Source organism: Castellaniella sp., assembly GCF_049650445.1.
Taxonomy (GTDB): Bacteria; Pseudomonadota; Gammaproteobacteria; order Burkholderiales; family Burkholderiaceae_B; genus Castellaniella.
The window spans coordinates 54,528-75,093 of sequence record NZ_JBASAD010000027.1 but is presented as its reverse complement, the minus strand read 5'-3'; the positions used below and the strand labels follow the sequence as shown (position 1 = coordinate 75,093).

Sequence of the window (20,566 nt, the reverse complement as noted above, 5' to 3'; positions counted from 1 at the left end):
TTTGCGCGGGATCAGGTCTGGGCCGGCCACAGGGCGTGGAAGTGATGCACCGGCCCGTGGCCGGTGCCGACCTGAAGCTGACCGGAGGTGGCGATGGCGCGTTCCAGCCAGGCCTTGGCGTGGCGTGCGGCCTCGGGCACGTCCTGGGTGCGCGGCAGCAGGGCGGCCATGGCCGCCGACAGCGTGCAGCCGGTGCCGTGGGTGTTGGGGGTGTCGATGCGCCGGCCCGGCAGCTCGATCAGCCGGTCGCCGTCGTGCAGCAGGTCGATGGTGTCGTCCCCGGGGAGGTGGCCGCCCTTCAGGAAGACCCAGCGCTCGCCATCGTCGGCCAGCAGCCGGCGCAGGCGCTCGGCCACGCGGCGCATGTCCTTCAGGTTGTCGACCGGGCTTTGGCCCAGCAGCACGCCGGCCTCCGGCAGATTGGGGGTGATGACGGTGGCCAGCGGGATCAGACCCTCGCGCAGGGCCTCCACCGCCTGACGCTCCAGGAGATGGTCGCCGCTCTTGGCCACCATCACGGGGTCCAGCACCAGATGCGCCGGCTTCCAGTGAGCCAGCCGGTCCGCCACTACGCGGGTGACGCCGGTCTGGCCCAGCATGCCGATCTTGACCGCGTCCACGCGCACGTCGGCGAACAGCGTGTCGATCTGGGCAGCGACGAATTCCGGCGACACCGGGGAAATGCCGGTGACGGCCTGCGTATTTTGCGCGGTCAGGGCGGCGATCACGGCCATGCCGTAGGCGCCCAGCGCGCTCATGGTCTTGACGTCGGCCAGGACGCCGGCCCCGCCCGAGGGGTCCACGCCGGCAATCGACAAGGTATTGGGAATCATCGCGGGCTCCGTGCGAATAAGAAAGGCCCCCACGCTGCGCCTTCGGCTTGCTGCCCCCAAGGGGGCGCTTTTTACCTTGGGACGGCCCGGCGGTAAAAAAACGCCGGAGCGGCGCGCCCCGGCGAGCGGGAGAGCGGAGGGGTCAAGCTGCCCGGGTCGAGGGCAGCAGGCCTTCGGCCGGCGAACTGGGGTCGGCGTCGTAGTACTTGCGCTTGATGCGGCCGGCCAGGTAGGCCTCGCGCCCGGCTTCCACGCCCAGGCGCATGGCGCGCGCCATGCGGATCGGGTCGCGCGCACCGGCGATGGCGGTGTTCATCAGGATCGCGTCGCAACCCAGTTCCATCGCGATGGCGGCGTCCGAGGCCGTGCCCACGCCGGCATCCACCAGGACGGGAACGCGGGACTGGTCGATGATCAGGCGCAGGTTCCAGGGGTTGACGATGCCCATGCCCGAGCCGATCAGCGAAGCCAGCGGCATCACCGCCGCCACGCCGATGTCTTCCAGCATGCGGCACTGGATCGGGTCGTCGCTGCAATACACCATGACCTGGAAGCCGTCGGCCACCAGCGTGCGCGCGGCAGCCAGGGTTTCCGGCATGTTGGGGAACAGATTGCCGGCGTCGCCCAGGACTTCGAGCTTGACCAGATTGTGGCCGTCCAGCAGTTCGCGCGCCAGCCGCAGCGTACGCACGGCGTCGTCGGCGGTGTAGCAGCCGGCCGTGTTGGGCAGGATGGTATAGCGGTCCGGGGACAGGAAATCCAGCAGATTGGGTTCGCCCGGGTTCTGGCCGATGTTGGTGCGGCGGATGGCGACGGTGACGATTTCCGTGCCGCTGGCCTCGATGGCCTCGCGGGTCTGTTCGAAATCGCGGTATTTGCCGGTGCCGACCAGCAGGCGGGAATGGAAGACGCGGTCGGCGATGGTGAGGGTGTCTGGGGTGGTCATGAGGGTGTGGACGAGCGGGGTGCGGGACGGTCGCCGGGGTGGCGGTTTCGTACAAGGATAATCCATTTGAGGTCCCCCGTTTTGTAAAACCCGTCAGCACAAAAGCCAATGTAAAAAATTATTCCTTTATCGTATAAACTGCGTCAAACGTAAGAAAACATATCCCATGGGAGGGACGCGAGATGATCCTTACGCTCTGGATGCGGCGCGCTTTGCTGTGCCTGTGTGCAATGGTCCTGGCGGGTTGCGCGGGCACGCGCACCGTCGGGCAGCAAGATGCTTCGGCCTTGCTGGCCGGCTCTGATTATCAAGCCTATGCAGCCCTGTACCTGGATGGCAAGGGGCAGCCCAAATACGATCCCGAAAGCCTGCTCGACTCTCTGGAGGCCGGCAAGGCCTTCAACGACGCCGGCCTGTGGGCGTTCAGCCGCGACGCCTTCGATGCGGCTGCCCGCAAGCTCAACTGGAAGGAAGACACGGTCGACACGCCTGCGGAAGTCGCCAACCTGTTGGGCACGACCTTGACCAGCGATGCCTTTGGCGCCTACCAGGGCAAGATCCACCAGGGGTCCCTGATCGACTATTACCAGGCCATCAATCATCTGATGCTGGGCAACGAGGCCAATGCGCGGGTTGACTTCAATCGTCTGCAGGTGCGCCAGGACAATGCGGTCACGCAGTTGAAGGCATTCGCCTCGACGGTGAACCAGTCGGTCAAGGAAGGCCTCGCCGACGAGAAAAGCGAGGGCGCGCAGCAGAGCCTGGGCGAAGTCGGTCCCAAGATCGCCGACGGGGTCAAGGACCTGCCCAGCGGGCTGGGTCAGTCCAAGATCCGGATGGCTGCCGGTGATGCGATGAGCGTCGTGTTCCGGGCGACCTCGTCGGCCGGGGCCGACAAGCGCTCGAATCTGTCGCGCGACATGCTCAAGCGCGCCAGCGCGGCCAGCGCGACGCGTGGGGGCGATGCCGTGATCGCCTACCTGGGCCGCGAAATCCGCCGTGGCAAGGGGGCGCTCAAGAACAAGGCCGTCATCTTGTACGAAGACGGTGTGGGGCCGGGCTTGAAGGAGTTCCGCATCGACCTGCCGCTGTTCATCGTCACGGACAAGGTGACGTATGCCGGGATGGCCCTGCCGCAGTTCCAGCCGGGACAGCCTGCTTTCGGCGGACTGAAGGTGGGCTCGGGCAAGACGCAGCAGGAAACCGCCGTTCTGACCGACGTGAACGAACTGGCCGCTCTGGAATTCGATGCTGCGTATAAGGGGGTCGTCGCCAAGGCGGTGATCTCTACCGTCATCAAGACCACCGCCCAGGCCGTGATCAATCACCAGATCGATCAGCAGAGCTCCGATCCGCTGGTGGGGGCCTTGCTGAAACTGGGTACCGGCGCGGCGCAGTATGCCCTGACCAAGGCGGACGTTCGCGCCTGGGTGAACCTGCCCAACACCATCCAGATGGTGGTGGTCGATCGTCCCAAGGATGGCGTCCTGGCACTGGCCGGATCGCTCGGTCAGCCGATTGCCGAAGTCCCGTTGCAGGAAAACACGAATACCCTGGTCCTGATCAAGGCATCCGGCACCCTGGGCAAGCCGGCCGTCTACGTCCAGGCGCTGCCTGCCGAAGAACCGGTCGCGGCTTTGGGGGCGGCTGCAACCCAGGTGGCCGAAGAACCCGCTGCTGCGGACGAGTCGCCGGCGGCATCCACGAAGGCGAGCTGATATGAACATCCGGCAATGGCTTTGCATCCCCCTTCTGCCCTTGGGTCTGGCTGTGGCTGCGCCGACGGCATGGGCGCAGACCGCGGCGGCGCCGCGGATCGTCACCTGCGACACCACGGTGGCGCCCCGGTCGGCCCTGCGCGTTCAGGACGAGGCCAGCGGCAACGGCGTCGAAGTCGAGGACGTGGCGCTGATCACCTTGCCCAACGGCATGCGGTCGGTGCAGTTCTCCGTGCGCCACGCCCGGATGGTCAAGCTCTTCGGCGAGTTCGTGCGGGTCCGCTACACCGTCCAGTGGACGGACGATTGCGGCCGCCGCATCACCAACGGCACCCAGGTCGTCGATGGTCTGGTGCTGAACCCGCAGCAGCAGCAACTGGTCCAGTCGACCGCGATGGATCCGCACGCCACCCATGCTTTCCTGCGTATTTATGTCGAAAACTGATTCCTACGGAGATTCCATGAAGAAAATTGCTTTCGCCACGGTCGTGACCCTGGCGCTGGCCGGCTGCCAGAACATGGCGGTCGTATCCAGCAATCCCAACGCCGGACTCAGCAGCACGGGCAAGCCGGGCATGGTGTCCTTCGGCCTGCAAAACACCGACTTCGAATATGCCGCTAAAAAGGCGGTGCAGGAATTCCTGGAGTCGCCCTATGCCAGGAAACCCGGCGGCGGCCGCTGGGTGGTGCAGATGGGCGAGGTCGTCAACGACACGACCTTCCGTATCGATACGGCCAGCATGACGTCGCGCATGAAGATTGCCATGACCAAGACCGGGCAGTTCATCTTCACCGGGGCGACGGGCACCGAGCGGACCCAGTTCGTCCAGGATTCCCGCCAACTGAGCAAATCGAAGATGTTCAACCAGAAGACCGTCGCCCGCAACGGCACGGTGATCGCACCGGATCTGGAAATGCTGGGCGGCATCCGCCAGCGCACCCTGGTCGACGGCGCGCAGAAACAGCAGCAACTGGAATACGAATTCGATTTCCGCGTCGTCGAGCGTGATACCGGCCTGGAAATCTTCCAGTCGTTCATTCCCATCGAGAAGCTGGGTTCCAATCAGAATTTTGCGTGGTAAGAGGCGGGCATCATGTTGAAACTCACTCCCGTCGTGCTTGCCGTCGCCTTGCTGGCCGCGAGCGGCGCGCATGCGCAGCAGGCCGCCGATCCGCAGGCCGATACCGCCGTGCTGGTGGCGCAGGCCTCCGAAGCCCTGGTTGAAGCCGCCACCCCGGCGGATGCCATGCCGGTCGCCGCCGCCCAGAGCCACGAGGACTGGGTCGCCGATTTCGAGCAGCGCTTTGGTCAGGCCATTGGCACGGCCGCCGATGGGCGCGTCTTTTATGCGGGCATGGCCGTGATTTCCGGCGACAATGCGGCCGATCCGCACTATGGCACGCAGTTGGCGCTGGCCTATGAACGGGCGATGTTCGACATGCAGGCGGATTACATCCTGCAGACGTATGGCAGGCTCAAGGCCAGGACAATTCGCAGCCTGTTCGAGGACCAGTCCAGCAACAAGGACGCCTTCGATCCGGTCGAATTCCAGAAAGCCGCCGCCGACGGGGGCGGGCGCCTGGAAGCGCTGTTTGACAAGGCCCTGGTGCTGGTCGACAAGAAGCTCGACAGCGCCCTGGCCGAAGAAGGCGTGCCGCCCGATGAAATCCAGAAGATGTCGGTCGAGCAGAAGAAGAATCTGTACAAGGACAATCTGAACAAGGAAATCATCAAGTCCGCGTACCAGAGCATGCAGGGCCTGGTGCCCGTGCAGACGCGTATTTTCCCGATCCAGGAAAACGGCAAGAGCTCGATGGCGGTGGCCGTCATCGCCGTGCAGTCGGAAAAGACCCGGCAGTTCGCCAAGGACATTGCCCGCAAGCGCCCCTCGCTGGTCAAGGGGACTCCCAAGGCTGTCCAGGATCTCCTGCCCGCCGACAAGAAAGGCTATCTGGACGAGATCGGCCTGCGTTTCGCCTATGACACGGCCGGGCGGCCCATGCTGCTGGCCTATGGCCGCACTTCGGTGCCCATGGACCCCGACTGGAGCGCATCGCGTGCCATCCGGGCCAAGCAGAATGCCCAAAGCATTGCGCAGACCCTGGCCGAGTCCAACATCATCGAGTTCATGAACACCAATATCCAGGTGTCCGAAACGACGAATGTGGGCGACATCAACGAGGACTGGGCCAGGCAGATCACTCAGATCGACAACGGCAAGCCGGGTGATGTCCAGCAGATCAAAGAGCAGATCCGCGAAACCACCCAGACGATCGTCAAGTCGGGCAAGGCGCAGGCCGTGGGCGAACTGCGTGGCACGTCCATCCTCAAGCGCTGGGAGGAAAAGGATGCCAACGGTGTCGTGCACGTGGGGGTGGTCGTCGGCTGGACCTACGATCAACTCGACAACGCCAATGCCATCGACGCGCAGGCGCGTGGCAAGACCGGCGCGCAGGCGTCCGGTGCCCAGGGCGCGGCCAGCGACCAGTCGCGTGCGTCGAAGGTGATCAACAGCAAGAACGACTTTTAACGTCCCGGAGCCCCCGGCGCATACCACCTTGTCGTTGGGCGTGCCGTTCGGGGGCTTTCCGTCTTGGGTCTGAAGTCTGAATCACACAGGATCTTTCATGAAAGCCTTTCTTTCGTTTCTGGCGCTGGCCCTGGCGATCGGCCTGGGGCTGCCGTCCACCGCTGCCGCGCAGGTCGCCGAAGCCACCGTCACCGCCGACGGCAATGGCCTGAGTCGTGACGAGGCCATCCAGTCGGCGCTGGTCAATGCGGCCAGCCAGGCCTTTGGCGTGCGCCTGTCGTCGCAGTCGATGGTGCAGGGCATGTCCGTCGATGCGTCGGTCGACAACGAAGACCACTCGATGGTGCTGAGCGCCCTGAACAAGAACATCCGGCAGGTGCTCAATACTCCGCAGAATGCGCCGATTCTGGGTTATGACGTCAACAATGTCTCCGAGGCGCTGGGCGGTGGTTGGGAAGCCACGGTCACCCTGCGCTATGCCAAGCTCGAGCGTCTGGGTGCCGACAGCAGCCGCCGCAGTGCCGTGGTCGTGTCCAACGAAAAGCGCTACCGCACCCTGTTGATCCAGACGGTGGGTGAATCCTTGGTAAGCTCGCGGCGTTTCGACGTGCTCAATCGTGAAAACGACGCGCTGTTCCAGGACGAAAAGGAATTCATCCTGGGCGGTGATGCTGCGAATGCGGAAATGGCCCGCCTGTCGCAGGCAAGCGGTGCGGACTACCTGATCGTGGCCAAGCTGCAAAGCCTGGGGGTCAGCAACAATCAGCGTGAAACGATCGCCATGACCGGCGAGGTGCTGGTCAAGAGCTCGGCCAGCGGCACGCTGCAACTGCAGGTGGTCGAGTTCGCGTCGCGCAAGATCAAATGGTCCGGTTCGCAGAAATTCGGCGGCACCTATCCCGACGCCGCCAGCGTCGGCGCCGAGACCCTGGGCAAGCTGATCAGTGGCGCGGCCGACCGGCTGATCGACCGCATGGTCGCCGCCATCTATCCGATCCAGGTCGTCAAGGTCATGGGAGACACCGCCATCATCAACCGGGGCGAGGGCAGCGTCTCGACGGGTGAGACCTATGCCGTCTTCCAGGTGGGCGAGGAACTGACCGATCCGCAGAGTGGCGAGTCCCTGGGTTCGATGGAAACCGAAATCGGCCTGGGCACGGTGGGCGAGGTCAAACCCAAGTTCGCCTTCCTGAAGATGGCCACGGGCACGCTGACGGCCGATACGGAATACGTCGTGCGCAAGACCGACAAGAAGCCGGCCGGCAAGGCCCCGCCCAAGAGGGCGCGTTCGGGCCCCGCCAAGCCCGCAGCCCCTGATCGCGCGGACGTATTCCTGGGGAATTGATCGGGCAGCAGGCGCCGGGACGCGCCCGGCGCCGTCACGGCCGGGCGCGGCTGTCGCGCAAGTCTGCGCAGATCGCTTCCGCTGCGTCCACCAGTCGAGGCCCCGGCCGGTGCAGTTGGTCGGCGTCAATCGCGTAGATGCGGCCGGTGCGGGCCGCAGTCAGGCCGTGTTGCGCCCACCAGGCCCGTTGTGCGTCCAAGGTGTCGCGGCCGTAGGGCGACACGAGCAGCACCTGCGGGTTCAAGTGCAGGACCGATTCCACGCTGACCTGCGGTGCGGCGATGGCGCGGCCGGCGTAGGGATTGACGCCGCCGCAGCGCGCCAGCAGATCGTTGATCAAGGGATCGCGGCCCAGGGTGTACAGCGGGTCGGTGCTGATTTCGATGAAGACGGTCTGGGGTGGGGGCGGTGCCGGTTGCAGAGCGCGGATGCGGCGTTCCAGGGCGTGTGCAGCCTGGTCCGCTGCGGATCGGGTGCCCAGGCGTGCGCCCAGGTCGCGGATCAGTCCGGGGATGTCGTCCAGTGATTTCGGGTCGACGTAGATCAGGGGGACGTCCAGTGGCGCCAGGCGTTGCGCCAGGGATCGCGTGCCGTCGGAGGGCTGCCAGCCGATCACCAGGGTCGGGCGCAGGGTCAGGATGAGCTCCTCGCTGAACTGGATGCCGTCGCCCACGCGCGGGACGGTGCGCGCTGCGGGGGGATAGTCGCTGCGCAGGACTGTGCCGACGATGTCGGCGCCGGCACCGGCGGCGTAGACCAGTTCCGTGGCGTTGGGCGCGAGGGTGATGATGCGGGGCGGGGTGGAGGCAGCCCGGGCCGTGCCGATGCACAGACAGGCGGCCGCCGCCAGACCCAGGATGCGTTGCCGCATCCCGCTGAAGCCGCCTGCCGTCCGCCCTCGCATGTCTACATCCGCCAGGACAGGTTCACGAACACGTTGGAACCCGGCGTGTTGTAGCCGTCCACCAGCACGTAGTCCTTGTCCAGCACGTTGTTCCAGCGCACCTGTACACCCAGGGATTTGCTGAAGTCATAGGCGGCGGTCAGGTTGACCAGGGAATAGCCGCCCAGGCGGGTTTTGTTGGCGGCGTCTTCATAGCGATTTCCTGTGTACTGGTATTCCGCGCCCAGCTTCAAGGCCTGGATGCGGTGCTCGATGCTGGCGTGGAAGACCTGTCGGGCGCGGCGGACGAGTTGAGTGCCTTCGCCAGAGGCCGGCGTGTCGTTGCGCGGGTCCAGGAAATCGGCACTGGCACGAATCGTCGTGTCACCCAAGGTGTGCTCGCCGCTCAGGGTCAGGCCGCGGATGGTGGCCTGGTTGATGTTCCGGATGGTGGTTGCATAAAACCAAGGCGCTGTTTCCGCCGTATCGGTGGCGATCAGGTTCCGGATCTTGTTTTGATAGATCGTGGCTCGGAAAAGCGTGTCTGCGGTCTGATATTGAACGTGGGCTTCGATATTCCGGGATTTTTCCGGTTTCAGGTCCGGATTGCCCGTGTAGGAACCGGTGGGAAAGCCGCCCCATGTGTACAGCTCGAAGGGATAGTACAGATCATTGAATGTGGGCGCATGAAAACTCGTGTTGCCGGCCACACCGATTTGCCAGGCGTCCGTCAAATCGAAATCCAGGCCCAGGCTGCCGGTCGTCTGGTTGCCGTAGCCGGAAATATTGTCGTTGCGCACGCTGGCCTGGGTATGCAGGCGGTCGATGCGGCCTTTGTAGATCAGGGCTGCGGCATTGGTATTGCGCGCATCCTGTGCATATCGTGTCGTCGTGCTCTGGACGCGTTCTTCCTGGTGTTCCAGCAGTACGGAAATCCGGTGATCGGTATTCAGTTTGAAGGTATTGATCCAGCTGTAGTGGCGTTTGAGCGAACTGAACACGCTCGACGTGTCGCTGCGATTGTCGTTGCTGTCTTTGGTGAAGCCGAATCGCAGATCACTTTCCCACCAGTCCGTGATGCGGTCTGTACTGCCCAGGCTGTAGGCTTGCTGGCGGTCGATGGCGTAGGTGTTCGGGTAAGGCGTGAACTCATTGTCGTAGTCGCCATTCGTATAGCCGTTGTAGGCCGTCAGGCCGATGCGGTGACCTTCGGCCCAGCGGTAGCCGAGTGTGCCGGAAACGGCATGACTGCGGTAGCCGTCCTTGTCGGGGTAGTAGCCTGCGATGAGACTGTTGTTGGCCTTGCGCCGACGCAGGGCGTCAACCCCCTGGCTGGTCGCCGCGCTCGTCGAAAAGCTGTAATCCCAACCGTCGCTGGCGCCGGACAGGCCCAGGCTGGACTTGGCGGTTTCATAAGAGCCGTAACCGACGTTCGCCCAGGCAGACAGGGGCCGGTCCTGTGCACCCTTTTTCGTGATGATGTTGACCACGCCGCCGATGGCGTCCGAGCCGTACAGGCTGCTGGCTGCGCCGCGCAGGATTTCGATGCGCTCGATCATGGCGGGGTCGATGGCGGGAAAGCTGATGCTGCCGGCTGTTGATCCGTTGATGCGCATGCCATCGATCAGGACGAGCGTCTGGTTGGAGTTTGCGCCACGAATGAACAGGCCGGTTGCGGTCTGTGGGCCGCCATAGGAGATGAACTGCACCCCCGGCGCCCGCCCGATGATCTCGGCGATGCTGTCGCCGCGCGCTTCGGTCAGTTGATCCGGCCCGATGACGGTGACGTCGCCGATGGCGTCGGCCAGGGGCTCGGCGCTGCGGCTGGGGGTGACGACGATGTCCTTCAGCGTCGGCACGGCGGCGTCGGAGGCGGTGGTTTGGGCCGTGACGGCCAGGGGGAACAGACAGCAGGCGGCTGCAAAGCTGCGCCGGGAGAACGGGATCGACATGAGAGGCCCTGTGTGGCGCGCGTCCCCGCACGCCGGTATCGAAAAACGCCCGTGAGCCATGATCCGCCAGGATGTATGGGGATGCGGTGGCCACGCCGGGCGGGTCAGGTGTCGAAGCAGGCCAGTATCGGGCTGGCGGGCACCGGCCTGGAGGCCGTGCGCGCGCACCGTTGCGGGGGCAGCACATCCGGGTTCAGTCGCAGGCGATAAGCCCTGGCGAACCCTTTGTTTCCTGTTTGAATGTCTCGCGCCGGGTCGGCGCAAGACATACCTGTTTCGCGGCGGATTTTATCATGGGGGGACTGAGACCCCGCCGCAGGGCGTGCCGCCACGCCTGCAGGACGGATCGGCACCCCTCGGCGATACAATGAAAGTTTGTCTCTTTCCGCCTGGATCGCCCCGTGACCTATCCTGCCCTGCCTTATCCCATCGAATCCTATACCCGGGGCGCCGAGTTCGTGCGCCTGCTGGGCAAGCGTATCGTGGTGCTGGACGGGGCCATGGGCACCATGATTCAGCGCTACAAGCTGACCGAGGCCGATTTCCGGGGCGAGCGCTTCGCCAGTCACGACCGGGACGTGAAGGGCAATAACGAATTGCTGTCGCTGGTGCGCCCCGATGTGATCCGCGAAATCCACCAGGCCTACCTGGAAGCCGGCGCCGACGTGGTCGAGACCAATACCTTCGGCGCCACGCGCGTGGCCCAGGGTGATTACGGCCTGCCGGAACTGGGGTATGAGCTGAACGTGGCCTCGGCGCGGCTGGCGCGCGAAGCCTGTGATGCCGTGGCGACGCCCGACCATCCGCGCTTCGTGGCCGGGGCCGTCGGGCCGCAGCCCAAGACGGCATCCCTGTCGCCGGACGTGAACGATCCGGGCGCGCGCAACGTCACCTTCGAAGAACTGCGTGTGGCCTATACCGAGCAGGTCAATGGCCTGCTCGACGGCGGCGTGGACCTGCTGTTGATCGAGACCATCTTCGACACGCTGAACGCCAAGGCGGCCATCTTCGCCATCGAAAGCATTTTCGAGGAACGCGGCATCCGTCTGCCGGTGATGATCTCCGGCACGGTGACCGACGCGTCCGGACGCATCCTGTCGGGCCAGACGGTCGAGGCTTTCTGGAATTCCGTCCGCCACGCGCGACCCGTCACCATCGGCCTGAACTGCGCCCTGGGCGCGGCGCTGATGCGCCCCTACGTGGCGGAACTGTCCAAGATCTGCGACACCTACGTCTGCGTCTATCCCAACGCCGGTCTGCCCAACCCGATGGCGGAAACCGGCTTTGACGAGACTCCTGAGGACACCTCCAGCCTGCTGGAGGAATTCGCCCAGGCCGGGCTGGTGAACGTGGTGGGCGGCTGTTGCGGCACGACGCCGGATCATATCCGTGAAATCGCCCGCAAGGTGCTCACCCTGCCGCATCGCCAGCCGCCGGTCATCCCGATCAAGACCCGCCTGTCGGGCCTGGAGCCGCTGAATTTCGACCGCGACACGCTGTTCATCAACGTCGGCGAACGCACCAACGTGACGGGCAGCAAGATGTTCCTGCGCCTGATCCGCGAGGAAAAATTCGACGAGGCTCTGACCGTCGCCCGTCAGCAGGTCGAAAACGGCGCCCAGATCATCGACATCAATATGGACGAGGGCATGCTCGATGCCCTGGCCCTCATGCCGCGTTTCCTGAACCTGCTGGCGTCCGAGCCCGACATTTCCCGCGTGCCGGTGATGATCGACAGTTCCAAGTGGCCGGTCATCGAAGCCGGCCTGCGCTGCGTGCAGGGCAAGTGCATCGTCAACTCGATCTCCATGAAGGAGGGCGTCGAACCCTTCATCGAGCAGGCGAAACTGTGTCGCAAGTACGGGGCCGCCGTGGTGGTCATGGCCTTCGATACGGATGGCCAGGCCGACAATCTGCAGCGGCGCATCGATATCTGTTCGAAAGCCTACGACGTCCTGGTCAATCAGGTGGGGTTCCCGCCCGAGGACATCATTTTCGACCCCAATGTCTTCGCCATCGCCACGGGTCTGGAAGAGCACAACCGCTACGGCCTGGATTTCATCGAGGGCGTGGGCTGGATCACGGACAATCTGCCGCATGCCCGCACCTCCGGCGGCATCTCGAACGTCAGTTTCTCGTTCCGGGGCAACGAGGCCATGCGCGAGGCCATTCACGCCGTCGTGCTGTATTACGCCACCCGGCGCGGGCTGACCATGGGTATCGTCAACGCCGGACAGTTGGGCGTCTATTCCGAGCTCGATCCCAAGGTGCGGGATCTGATCGAGGACGTCGTCTTCAACCGCGAGGAACCGCTGGGCAGGACTGATCCGGCCGACGAGCGCACGCCCACCGAGCGCCTGGTCGAACTGGCGGACACCCTGCGCGGCGCGGGCAGGAAAAAAGAAGAAGACCTGACGTGGCGCCAGGGCACGGTGCGCGAGCGCCTGACCCATTCGCTGGTGCATGGCATCACGACCTTCATCGTCGAAGACACGGAAGAAGTCCGCGTCGAAATCGATGCGGCCGGCGGGCGCACCATCGAAGTCATCGAAGGGCCGCTGATGGACGGCATGAACGTCGTGGGCGACCTGTTCGGTGCGGGCAAGATGTTCCTGCCGCAGGTGGTGAAATCCGCGCGCGTGATGAAGCAGGCCGTGGCGCATCTGCTGCCTTTCATCGAGGAAGAAAAACGCCTGCTGGAAGAAGCCGGCGGCGACGTGCGCTCCAAGGGCAAGATGGTCATCGCCACGGTCAAGGGCGATGTGCACGACATCGGCAAGAACATCGTCACCGTCGTCCTGCAGTGCAACAACTTCGAGGTCGTCAATATGGGGGTCATGGTGCCGTGCGCCAAGATCCTGGACATGGCCAAGGAAGTCGGGGCGGACATGGTGGGCCTGTCGGGCCTGATCACGCCCAGCCTGGAAGAAATGGCCTACGTGGCCTCCGAGATGCAGCGCGACCCGTACTTCCGTGAGCGCAACATCCCCTTGCTGGTGGGCGGCGCCACCACCAGCAAGGTGCACACGGCCGTGAAGATCGCGCCCAACTACGAAGGTCCGGTGATTTACGTCCCCGACGCCAGCCGCTCGGTGGGCGTGGCCACCAGCCTGATGTCCGATCAGGTCGGGACGTACCTGAAGAGCGTCGCCGACGAGTACGAGCTGGTGCGCCATCGCCACGCCAATCGCCAGGCCACGCCGATGTTGACCATCGAGCAGGCGCGGGCGGCCAAGCCGAAAATCGACTGGGCGAACTACACGCCGCCCCGGCCCAAATTCATCGGCCGGCGCACCTTCAAGCATTACGATCTGCATGAGATCCTGAAATTCCTGGACTGGACGCCGTTCTTTCAGTCCTGGGGCCTGATGGCACAGTTTCCGGCCATCCTGACCGACAAGGTCGTGGGCGAGGAAGCCACCAAGCTCTATGCGGAAGGCCAGGCCATGATGAAGCGCATCGTCGAAGGCCGCTGGCTGACGGCCAACGGCATCGTCGCCTTCTACCCGGCCAACAGCATCAACGACGACGATATCGAGATCTACCGCGACGAGACCCGCAGCGAAGTCCTGCTGACCTGGCGCGGCGTGCGCCAGCAGACGGCCAAGCGCGACGGGGTGGACAACAAATGCCTGGCTGACTTCATCGCGCCCAGGGACTCGGGCGTGATCGACTACATCGGCATGTTCGCGGTCACGGGTGGGCTCGGCATCGAAAAGTACGAAAAGCAGTTCCAGGACGCCGGAGACGACTATTCCGTGATCATGTTGAAGGCCCTGGCCGACCGCCTGGCCGAGGGTTTCGCCGAGACCCTGCACGCCCGGGTGCGTCGCGACTTGTGGGGCTACGTGCCCGACGAATCTCTGGCCAACGAGGCGATCATCGACGAGCAATACCAGGGCATCCGTCCCGCGCCCGGCTACCCGGCCTGCCCGGAACACATCGTCAAACGGGACATGTTCGACCTGCTGGACTGCGGCGAGATCGGCATGCAACTGACCGAGGGGTTTGCCATGATGCCGGCCTCCAGCGTCAGCGGCTTTTACTTCAGCCATCCGCAGGCCCAGTATTTCAACGTCGGCAACATCGCGGCCGATCAGGTCGACGATTACGTCCGTCGCACGGGCCGCGACGAGGAAGACGTGCGCCGCACTCTGGCCAGCGTGCTGCGGTGATGGGGGCCGGCGATGCCGCGCGATGACGCGGCGCGGCGCCGGGAGCTGGGCGCCTTTTTGCGCAGTGCCCGGGCGCGCGTCGCGCCCGCCGATCACGGCCTGCCCCCCGGCGTCCGTCGCCGCACGCCAGGCCTGCGGCGTGAGGAAATCGCCCAGTTGTGCGGCATCAGCACCACCTGGTACACCTGGATCGAACAGGGACGCGAGGTGTCCGTGTCCGTGGACGTCTGGAGCCGCCTGGCCGAGGCCCTGCGGCTGGCACGCGCCGAGCGGCACTATTTGTTCAGCCTGGCCGAATGCGCCGACCCGGAGGCCGGCCGCCTGGACGCGATCGCCCTGCCGGATGGCCTGCAGGATTGCGTCGACAGCATCCGCTGCCCCGCCTACGTGCTGGATCAGTCCTGGAACGTACTGGCCTGCAATGCCGCCTTGTTGCGGGTTTTCGACGGCTGGCCCGCGCGGGGTCAGCCCAATCTGCTGCGCTACATCTTCCTGGACCCGGCCGCGCGCACGCTGGTGGTGGATTGGGAAGAGCGCGCCAGCCGGGTGGTGGCTGAATTCCGCGCCGACGTGGCGGCGTTGGCGGGCGAATCGGGCATCGAGGCCCTGGTCGCCGAATTGCAGGCCGGCAGCCCCTTGTTCGCCCGGGCCTGGACGCGCCAGGTCGTGGTGGACCGGGAAGGCGGTCTGCGCGAATTCCAGCACCCGGCGGATGGGCGGCTGCGTTTCCGGCAGTTCACCTTCCGCCTGGCGATCCGGCCGGACTGCAAGCTGGTGATGCTGCTGGACGACTAGGCCGGTCGCTCAGCTCCGGGCCCGCAACTGGTTGCCCGCACGCGCCGGCAGGCGCCGGAAGGACAGCGCCGAGGCAGCCACGATCAGGGCGATGATCGCAAAGCCCCACATCACGTCGATGCGGTCGGCCTCGACGCCGCCGCGCAAGGTCATGCTGAGATTCAACGTCATCGCCGCGCAGGCAACCCCCAGGCTGATGCCCAGTTGCTGAGCCGTGGCGGAGAAGCTGCTGGCGCGGCTCATCTGGGCGGAATCCAGGTCGGCGTAGGTCAGGGCGTTGACGGCGGTGAACTGCAGCGAACGGAAGAAGCCTCCGGTCAGCAGAACCGCCACCATGGCCCAGACCGGCGTGTCTTTCTGGAACAGGGCGCAGGCCGCGATGAAGGCCGCCGCGATCAGTGCGTTGGCGACCAGCACGCGGCGAAAGCCGAAGCGGCGCACGATGGGCGTGGCCGCCAGTTTCATCAGCATCGCTCCGGCGGCCGAGGTAAAGGTGATCATCCCGGCCGAAAACGCCGACAGGCCGAAGCCCACCTGCAGCAGAATGGCCAGCAGAAAGGGTGAGGCGCCGATCGAGAAGCGGCACAGATTGCCGCCCAGCACGGACACGGCGAAGGTCTGGACGCGCAGCAGGCTCAGGTCGAGGATGGGATAGGTGACATGGCGGGCATGGCGGATGTACAGGACGCCACAGCCCAGGCCCAGGGCCAGCAGGCCCAGCGTCGGCCAGACGCCCAGACTGCCGTGGCCGGCAGCCTCCAGGCCGGTCATCAGGGCCGCCATGGCACCGCCGCTGAGCAGAAAGCCCACGGTGTCCAGCCGGGGCCGGCTGTCGGGCACGTCACGGGCGATCCAGCGCCGCACCATGACGATGCCCAGGGCGCCCACGGGAATATTGATCAGGAAGATCCAGTGCCAGGACGCGTAGGTGACCAGGAAACCGCCGACCGGCGGGCCGATGACGGGTCCCAACAGGGCAGGGATGGTCAGAAAGGCCATGGCCTTGAGCAGTTCCGCCTTGGGGACGCGGCGCAGCAGGATGATGCGCCCGACCGGCACCATCATGGCGCCGGCGGCGCCCTGCACGACCCGGGCGGTCACCAGTTGGGGCAGGGTGCCGCTGACCGCGCAGGCGACCGAACTGAGCGTGAACAGCACGATGGCCGCCAGAAATACGGCGCGCGCGCCGAACCGGTCCGCCGCCCAGCCGCTGATGGGCACGAACACCGCCGTGGCCAGCAGGTAGGACGTGATGGTGACGTTCATGTGGACCACCGTGGTGCCGAACTCCAGCGCCATGGTGGGCAGGGCGGTCGCCACGACCGTGGAATCGAGCATCTGCATGAACAGCGCGCAGCCCACGATGAAAGGGATCATCCGGATCTCTCGGGACGTGGCGGCGGGCGAAGCGGGAGCGCGGGGCGGGGATTCGGGCATGGGCGGACTGGATCGGGCCGAGTGCAGTAAACTTGGGGCCCATCGGTCATGGAGATCGGCTACGGCACTATTATGGCAAACAACTTCACCTCGGAACTGACCCAGTTCCTGAACCAGTACAAATCGGATCACCCCGGCACCGACGAGCGCCAGTTCGCCGGCCGTGCCCGTCTCTGGGACAAGGATCTGAACACAGAGCAGCAGGAAGGCTTCCGGGCGGCCCGCGTGGCCCAGGATCCCTACGTCTACTACCAGAAGGCCTGACCAGGCCTCATGCCGCCCCGGCCGCCCGATCCCGGGCTGGACGCCCTGATGGCGCCTGCCGAGGACAGCACCCCCGACGTGATCGATCACGTCGCTTTGGCGCGCCTGTACGGCGAGCCGCTGTTCGCCATCCCTCAGGATCTCTATATCCCGCCTGACGCGCTCGAAGTCTTCCTGGAAGCCTTCGAAGGGCCGCTGGATCTGCTGCTCTACCTGATCCGCAAGCAGAATTTCAACGTGCTGGACATCCCCATGGCCGAGGTGACTGCCCAGTACCTGGCCTATGTCGAGCAGGTGCGGCAATCGAATCTGGAACTGGCGGGCGAATACCTGCTGATGGCGGCGCTGCTGATCGAGATCAAGTCGCGCATGTTGCTGCCGGTGCGCCAGTCCGACAGCGGTGCAGAAGCCGAGGACCCGCGTGCCGAACTGGTGCGCCGCCTGCTGGAATACGAACGCATGAAGCTGGCGGCCCGGCGACTGGATGACATGCCGCGCGTGGGGCGCGACTTTCAGGTGGCCCACGCCACGGCCGACTTCGAGGCCGCACGGCTGCTGCCCGAGGTTTCGGCGGATGATCTGCGCGAGGCCTGGTCAGCGATCCTGCATCGGGCGCGCCTGAATGCCAGCCACCGCATCACCCGTGAACAACTGTCCGTGCGCGACCACATGAGCCACATTCTGCGCCGTCTGTCGGACGTGCGCTTCATGGAGTTCACCGAACTGTTCCTGGAGCGCGTCCACATGGGCGAACCGGCTGCCGTCATCGTGGTCCACTTCCTGGCGCTGCTGGAGCTGGCCCGCGAATCCCTGTTGGAAATCACTCAGGCGGCGCCTTACGCGCCGCTGTACGTCAGACTGTCCTATACGCGCTCGGCCTGAGCCTGCGCGCCGGAGAATCCCCTGTGAAAGTCGTTCATTCCATCGAGGCATTGCGCGATCAGCTACGCGGCCAATTGCGCGTGGCCTTCGTGCCCACCATGGGCAATCTGCATGCCGCTCACCTGTCGCTGATGCGGCTGGCGCGCCAGCACGGCGACCCGGTGGTCGCCAGCATTTTCGTCAATCGGCTGCAGTTCGGTCCGAACGAGGACTTTGACCGCTATCCCCGCACCCTGGCCGAGGACATCGCCAAGCTCGAAGCCGAGCGCGACGTCTACGTGCTGTTCGCGCCCGATGAGCGCGAGCTGTACCCCGAGCCGCAGAATTTCCGCATCCAGCCCAGTGAATCCCTGGGCAAGATCCTGGAGGGCGAATTCCGGCCCGACTTCTTCATGGGCGTCAGCACGGTGGTGTTGAAGCTGTTTTCCTGTGTCCAGCCGCGCGTGGCCGTATTCGGCAAAAAAGACTACCAGCAACTGATGGTGGTGCGCGCCATGTGCCGCCAGTTCCAGTTGCCCGTCGAGATCCTCGCCCACGAGACCGTGCGCGATCCCGATGGCCTGGCGATGTCCTCGCGCAACCGGTACCTGAGCGTGCAGGAGCGGGCCGAGGCCCCCAATCTGTATGGCTTGCTGCAGCGGGTGCGCGACCAGATCCGGACTGACGGTGCGGATGCCGCCACGGCGGAAGGCCAGGCCATGCGGACTCTGCGCGAGCGTGGCTGGGATCCCGATTACGTTGCCGTGCGCCGCCAGCGCGATCTGCTGCCCCCCACCGTTCAGGAAATCCACGACGGCGAGCCTCTGGTCGTGCTGGCGGCCGCCCGTCTGGGCGTGACGCGGCTGATCGACAATCTGGAGTTCTAGCCCTGCTGCCGCAGGTGCCCGGGCGTGGATTTCGCGGCGGTGCGGCAAACTGTCAGAGTTGACAGGTGCGGCCCCTGACGGGGTCATGCAGAATCCCCTTAAATCAAAAGATACAGGGGGAGCCCTCATGCAGTACAGCGATTCGATCCGAGAATACCCGGGCGTTGGCGAAACGCCGCTGGGCTGCCTGACAGTCCGGGAACAGGAAGTGACGGACTACCTCACATGCGGTCGGTCCAATAAATACATTGCCGTCGAACTCGGGGTCACGGAGCGCACGGTCGAAGCCCATCGGGCACGGATCTTCCGGAAATTACGCGTGCGCAATGTGGTCGAACTGACTCTGTATTGCCTGTCCAGTCGCCCGCACAAGCCGGGCGCCGGCGCAGGCAATCCCGGCCCGTCTGCTGCCGGGGCCGCCTTGGCGCCCGGGCTTATTGCATGTTGCAGGCTTGAGCCGGCTTCCCAGCCAACTCCTGGATGGGGTCGATATCCGCCTGGCGGGTCAGCCGGGATTCCAGCAAGGGGGCCCGGCCGTCCAGTCGTGTCAGGCGCAAGACGTTGGACTGGATGAATTCCAGCGTGGCGCGGGCCTGATCGCCGGTCTGCAGCACGATGCCGGTCGGCGCGGTCGAAATCAGATTCCAGCAACCCATCGACGTTGTGGCGGCCGTGCCGTCCAGCGGCGTGCTGCGCGCGCGCCACTGGCCGTCCGGCGCGAGGGTCAGGGTCATGCGGCGCGGCGGGCAGGCCTGCTGTCCGGCGGGGCAGGCGATGGTGCCCAGATAGGTGCGGGTTTCGGTCAACTCCTGGGGGATCTGCTTCCCCATGCTGGCCGGGTGAGCAGCCTGCCCGGCGGCATCCGATGTGCCGGGGCCGGCTGGCTGGGCGGCGCTGGAATCCGATGCCGGTTTCTTCTGGCTGTCGGCGCCAAATCCAAATTGCAACTGTGCAGGCGCGACCGTGCCGGCATCGCCCTGGGCGCGGTGCCGGGCGTCGGACACCGTATCGCCGCGTGCGACGTCGTAGAAGCCGGGTTCGCGCTGCTGGGCGCAAGCGGCCAGCAGGGCCAGCAGCCCCAGGCTGAACAGGCGGGGAATCGTGTGGGAAAGGACGCGCGGCATGGTCGGAGCGAACAGGATCGTGAAGCCGCCATTCTACGCATTTGCGGGGGGCTTGGCGATGGGATGCGGGATGATGGCCGTGGGCGCCGCAGATCTGTTCCGGCGGTTGGCGCTTCCGGTCGCCGGGGCGAGGGGCTCTGTCGACTGGAATGCCGTCGGGCTGGCCGTGGCGGCGGGCGTGTGCGTGGGCCTTGTGCTGGGTCGCTGGGCCCGGAACTATGCGGATCGTCTGGATGCGGGTGCGCCGCCCACGGCGCGCACGCTGTGGGTCTCGTTGGCCGACGCGCCGTTTTGGCCCTGGCAGCCGGCTCGGGACGGAGCGACGGCGGCGCTGCTGGGATCAGCGGCCGGTGTGCTGGCCTCGGATGGCGGTGCCGGGTTCGTGCCGCTGATTCTTGCGCTCGCCGCGCTGGCCTGGATCGATGCGCGCAGCGGCTTGCTGCCGGATGCACTGACCCTGCCGCTGATGGCGGCCGGCTGGCTGTGGGGCGCTCAGGGCGTTGTCGCTGCCGCCGGCGCGTCCGCCCTAGTCTGGGCGGGCCTGGCCAGTCTGGCGTGGCTGTATTGCCGTGTGCGTGGGCGGGATGGTTTTGGCGGCGGCGACGTGAAGTGTCTGGCCGCGTTGGCGGGCTGGCTGGGATGGGAAGCCATGACCGGCATCCTCTGGCTGGCCTGCGTGCTGGGGCTGGCCTGGGCGCTCGTCCGGCGCGGCGGCTGGCACCGGTCCTATCCCTTCGGCCCCTGCATTGCGCTGGCAGCCGGTGCATGGCTGCTGGCATGGATGTGCGCCGCAGGTGCGGTACAGTCGTGATTCC

General features: G+C 65.5%; 17 protein-coding genes and 1 pseudogene. 12 read left to right on the top strand and 6 right to left on the bottom strand.

The window, feature by feature from the left end:
• Positions 1-11 precede the first annotated feature (11 nt).
• Together thiD and WA983_RS09580 are read right to left on the bottom strand one after the other, a co-directional pair.
• Entirely contained in the window at positions 12-833 is an 822-nt protein-coding gene (gene thiD / locus WA983_RS09585) for a bifunctional hydroxymethylpyrimidine kinase/phosphomethylpyrimidine kinase (protein ID WP_424311956.1), read from the bottom strand.
• Positions 834-975: 142 nt separating this feature from the next.
• Positions 976-1,779: a thiazole synthase gene (locus WA983_RS09580; RefSeq protein WP_424311955.1), complete on the bottom strand. Its 804-nt coding sequence runs from the start codon at positions 1,777-1,779 to the stop codon at positions 976-978.
• 182 nt (positions 1,780-1,961) lie between these two features.
• Between WA983_RS09580 and WA983_RS09575 the strand changes: the two genes are divergently transcribed.
• From WA983_RS09575 to WA983_RS09555, 5 genes are all read left to right on the top strand, one after another.
• Entirely contained in the window at positions 1,962-3,497 is a 1,536-nt protein-coding gene (locus WA983_RS09575; protein WP_424250664.1) for a hypothetical protein, read from the top strand.
• A gap of 1 nt (position 3,498) precedes the next feature.
• Positions 3,499-3,942 (top strand): DUF1425 domain-containing protein, encoded by a 444-nt coding sequence (locus tag WA983_RS09570; RefSeq protein ID WP_424250662.1) that lies wholly within the window; start codon positions 3,499-3,501, stop codon positions 3,940-3,942.
• Between the two features lie 16 nt (positions 3,943-3,958).
• A complete protein-coding gene (locus tag WA983_RS09565) occupies positions 3,959-4,579 on the top strand; it encodes a penicillin-binding protein activator LpoB (RefSeq protein WP_424250660.1) in 621 nt (206 codons plus the stop codon).
• A 12-nt stretch (positions 4,580-4,591) separates the two neighbouring features.
• Entirely contained in the window at positions 4,592-6,028 is a 1,437-nt protein-coding gene (locus tag WA983_RS09560) for a DUF6844 domain-containing protein (protein WP_424250658.1), read from the top strand.
• Between the two features lie 97 nt (positions 6,029-6,125).
• Positions 6,126-7,373 carry a hypothetical protein gene (locus WA983_RS09555; RefSeq protein WP_424250656.1) on the top strand — a complete coding sequence of 416 codons (1,248 nt, stop codon included), beginning with the start codon at positions 6,126-6,128 and terminating at the stop codon, positions 7,371-7,373.
• Between the two features lie 34 nt (positions 7,374-7,407).
• Here WA983_RS09555 and WA983_RS09550 read toward each other — a convergent pair whose 3' ends face one another.
• Both WA983_RS09550 and WA983_RS09545 read right to left on the bottom strand, forming a co-directional pair.
• On the bottom strand, positions 7,408-8,244 hold the full coding sequence (locus tag WA983_RS09550; RefSeq protein WP_424311954.1) for a cobalamin-binding protein: 837 nt from the start codon (positions 8,242-8,244) through the stop codon (positions 7,408-7,410).
• A gap of 35 nt (positions 8,245-8,279) precedes the next feature.
• Positions 8,280-10,208, bottom strand: a complete 1,929-nt coding sequence (locus WA983_RS09545) for a TonB-dependent receptor domain-containing protein (RefSeq protein WP_424250652.1) — start codon at positions 10,206-10,208, stop codon at positions 8,280-8,282.
• A gap of 401 nt (positions 10,209-10,609) precedes the next feature.
• Between WA983_RS09545 and metH the strand changes: the two genes are divergently transcribed.
• Positions 10,610-14,383, top strand: a complete 3,774-nt coding sequence (gene metH, locus WA983_RS09540) for a methionine synthase (RefSeq protein WP_424250650.1) — start codon at positions 10,610-10,612, stop codon at positions 14,381-14,383.
• A 12-nt stretch (positions 14,384-14,395) separates the two neighbouring features.
• Entirely contained in the window at positions 14,396-15,178 is a 783-nt protein-coding gene (locus WA983_RS09535) for a helix-turn-helix transcriptional regulator (protein WP_424311953.1), read from the top strand.
• A 9-nt stretch (positions 15,179-15,187) separates the two neighbouring features.
• Here the strand turns inward: WA983_RS09535 and WA983_RS09530 are convergent, their stop codons facing one another.
• The gene (locus WA983_RS09530) at positions 15,188-16,615 is read right to left on the bottom strand and encodes a DHA2 family efflux MFS transporter permease subunit (RefSeq protein WP_424247348.1); all 1,428 of its coding nucleotides are present in this window, start codon (positions 16,613-16,615) and stop codon (positions 15,188-15,190) included.
• 72 nt (positions 16,616-16,687) lie between these two features.
• On the opposite strand from WA983_RS09530, the gene WA983_RS09525 reads away from it, so the two are divergent.
• The 4 genes and pseudogenes from WA983_RS09525 to WA983_RS09510 form a co-directional block, all read left to right on the top strand.
• Entirely contained in the window at positions 16,688-16,879 is a 192-nt protein-coding gene (locus tag WA983_RS09525) for a DUF3460 family protein (RefSeq protein WP_424247350.1), read from the top strand.
• A gap of 9 nt (positions 16,880-16,888) precedes the next feature.
• Positions 16,889-17,761 carry a segregation and condensation protein A gene (locus tag WA983_RS09520; RefSeq protein WP_424247351.1) on the top strand — a complete coding sequence of 291 codons (873 nt, stop codon included), beginning with the start codon at positions 16,889-16,891 and terminating at the stop codon, positions 17,759-17,761.
• Positions 17,762-17,784: 23 nt separating this feature from the next.
• Positions 17,785-18,627, top strand: coding sequence for a pantoate--beta-alanine ligase (panC, locus tag WA983_RS09515; protein WP_424247353.1), 843 nt, complete (start codon positions 17,785-17,787; stop codon positions 18,625-18,627).
• 85 nt (positions 18,628-18,712) lie between these two features.
• Positions 18,713-18,964: pseudogene (locus tag WA983_RS09510) on the top strand (LuxR C-terminal-related transcriptional regulator); the annotation flags it as partial.
• 97 nt (positions 18,965-19,061) lie between these two features.
• Here the strand turns inward: WA983_RS09510 and WA983_RS09505 are convergent.
• Positions 19,062-19,751 carry a hypothetical protein gene (locus WA983_RS09505; RefSeq protein ID WP_424311952.1) on the bottom strand — a complete coding sequence of 230 codons (690 nt, stop codon included), beginning with the start codon at positions 19,749-19,751 and terminating at the stop codon, positions 19,062-19,064.
• A 70-nt stretch (positions 19,752-19,821) separates the two neighbouring features.
• Here WA983_RS09505 and WA983_RS09500 point away from each other — a divergent pair, with 70 nt between their 5' ends.
• On the top strand, positions 19,822-20,562 hold the full coding sequence (locus tag WA983_RS09500; RefSeq protein WP_424247357.1) for a prepilin peptidase: 741 nt from the start codon (positions 19,822-19,824) through the stop codon (positions 20,560-20,562).
• Positions 20,563-20,566: the final 4 nt, after the last annotated feature.

Bases quoted from the DNA above. Each gene is read 5' to 3' on its own strand.
- WA983_RS09565 (WP_424250660.1), top strand. From the start codon at position 3,959: ATGAAGAAAATTGCTTTCGCCACGGTCGTGACCCTGGCGCTGGCCGGC.
- WA983_RS09520 (WP_424247351.1), top strand. From the start codon at position 16,889: ATGCCGCCCCGGCCGCCCGATCCCGGGCTGGACGCCCTGATGGCGCCT.
- WA983_RS09545 (WP_424250652.1), bottom strand. From the start codon at position 10,208: ATGTCGATCCCGTTCTCCCGGCGCAGCTTTGCAGCCGCCTGCTGTCTG.
- WA983_RS09525 (WP_424247350.1), top strand. From the start codon at position 16,688: ATGGCAAACAACTTCACCTCGGAACTGACCCAGTTCCTGAACCAGTAC.
- WA983_RS09500 (WP_424247357.1), top strand. From the start codon at position 19,822: ATGATGGCCGTGGGCGCCGCAGATCTGTTCCGGCGGTTGGCGCTTCCG.
- WA983_RS09555 (WP_424250656.1), top strand. From the start codon at position 6,126: ATGAAAGCCTTTCTTTCGTTTCTGGCGCTGGCCCTGGCGATCGGCCTG.
- WA983_RS09575 (WP_424250664.1), top strand. From the start codon at position 1,962: ATGATCCTTACGCTCTGGATGCGGCGCGCTTTGCTGTGCCTGTGTGCA.
- WA983_RS09505 (WP_424311952.1), bottom strand. From the start codon at position 19,751: ATGCCGCGCGTCCTTTCCCACACGATTCCCCGCCTGTTCAGCCTGGGG.
- WA983_RS09580 (WP_424311955.1), bottom strand. From the start codon at position 1,779: ATGACCACCCCAGACACCCTCACCATCGCCGACCGCGTCTTCCATTCC.
- WA983_RS09530 (WP_424247348.1), bottom strand. From the start codon at position 16,615: ATGCCCGAATCCCCGCCCCGCGCTCCCGCTTCGCCCGCCGCCACGTCC.
- WA983_RS09535 (WP_424311953.1), top strand. From the start codon at position 14,396: ATGCCGCGCGATGACGCGGCGCGGCGCCGGGAGCTGGGCGCCTTTTTG.
- WA983_RS09570 (WP_424250662.1), top strand. From the start codon at position 3,499: ATGAACATCCGGCAATGGCTTTGCATCCCCCTTCTGCCCTTGGGTCTG.
- WA983_RS09560 (WP_424250658.1), top strand. From the start codon at position 4,592: ATGTTGAAACTCACTCCCGTCGTGCTTGCCGTCGCCTTGCTGGCCGCG.
- WA983_RS09550 (WP_424311954.1), bottom strand. From the start codon at position 8,244: ATGCGGCAACGCATCCTGGGTCTGGCGGCGGCCGCCTGTCTGTGCATC.
- thiD (WP_424311956.1), bottom strand. From the start codon at position 833: ATGATTCCCAATACCTTGTCGATTGCCGGCGTGGACCCCTCGGGCGGG.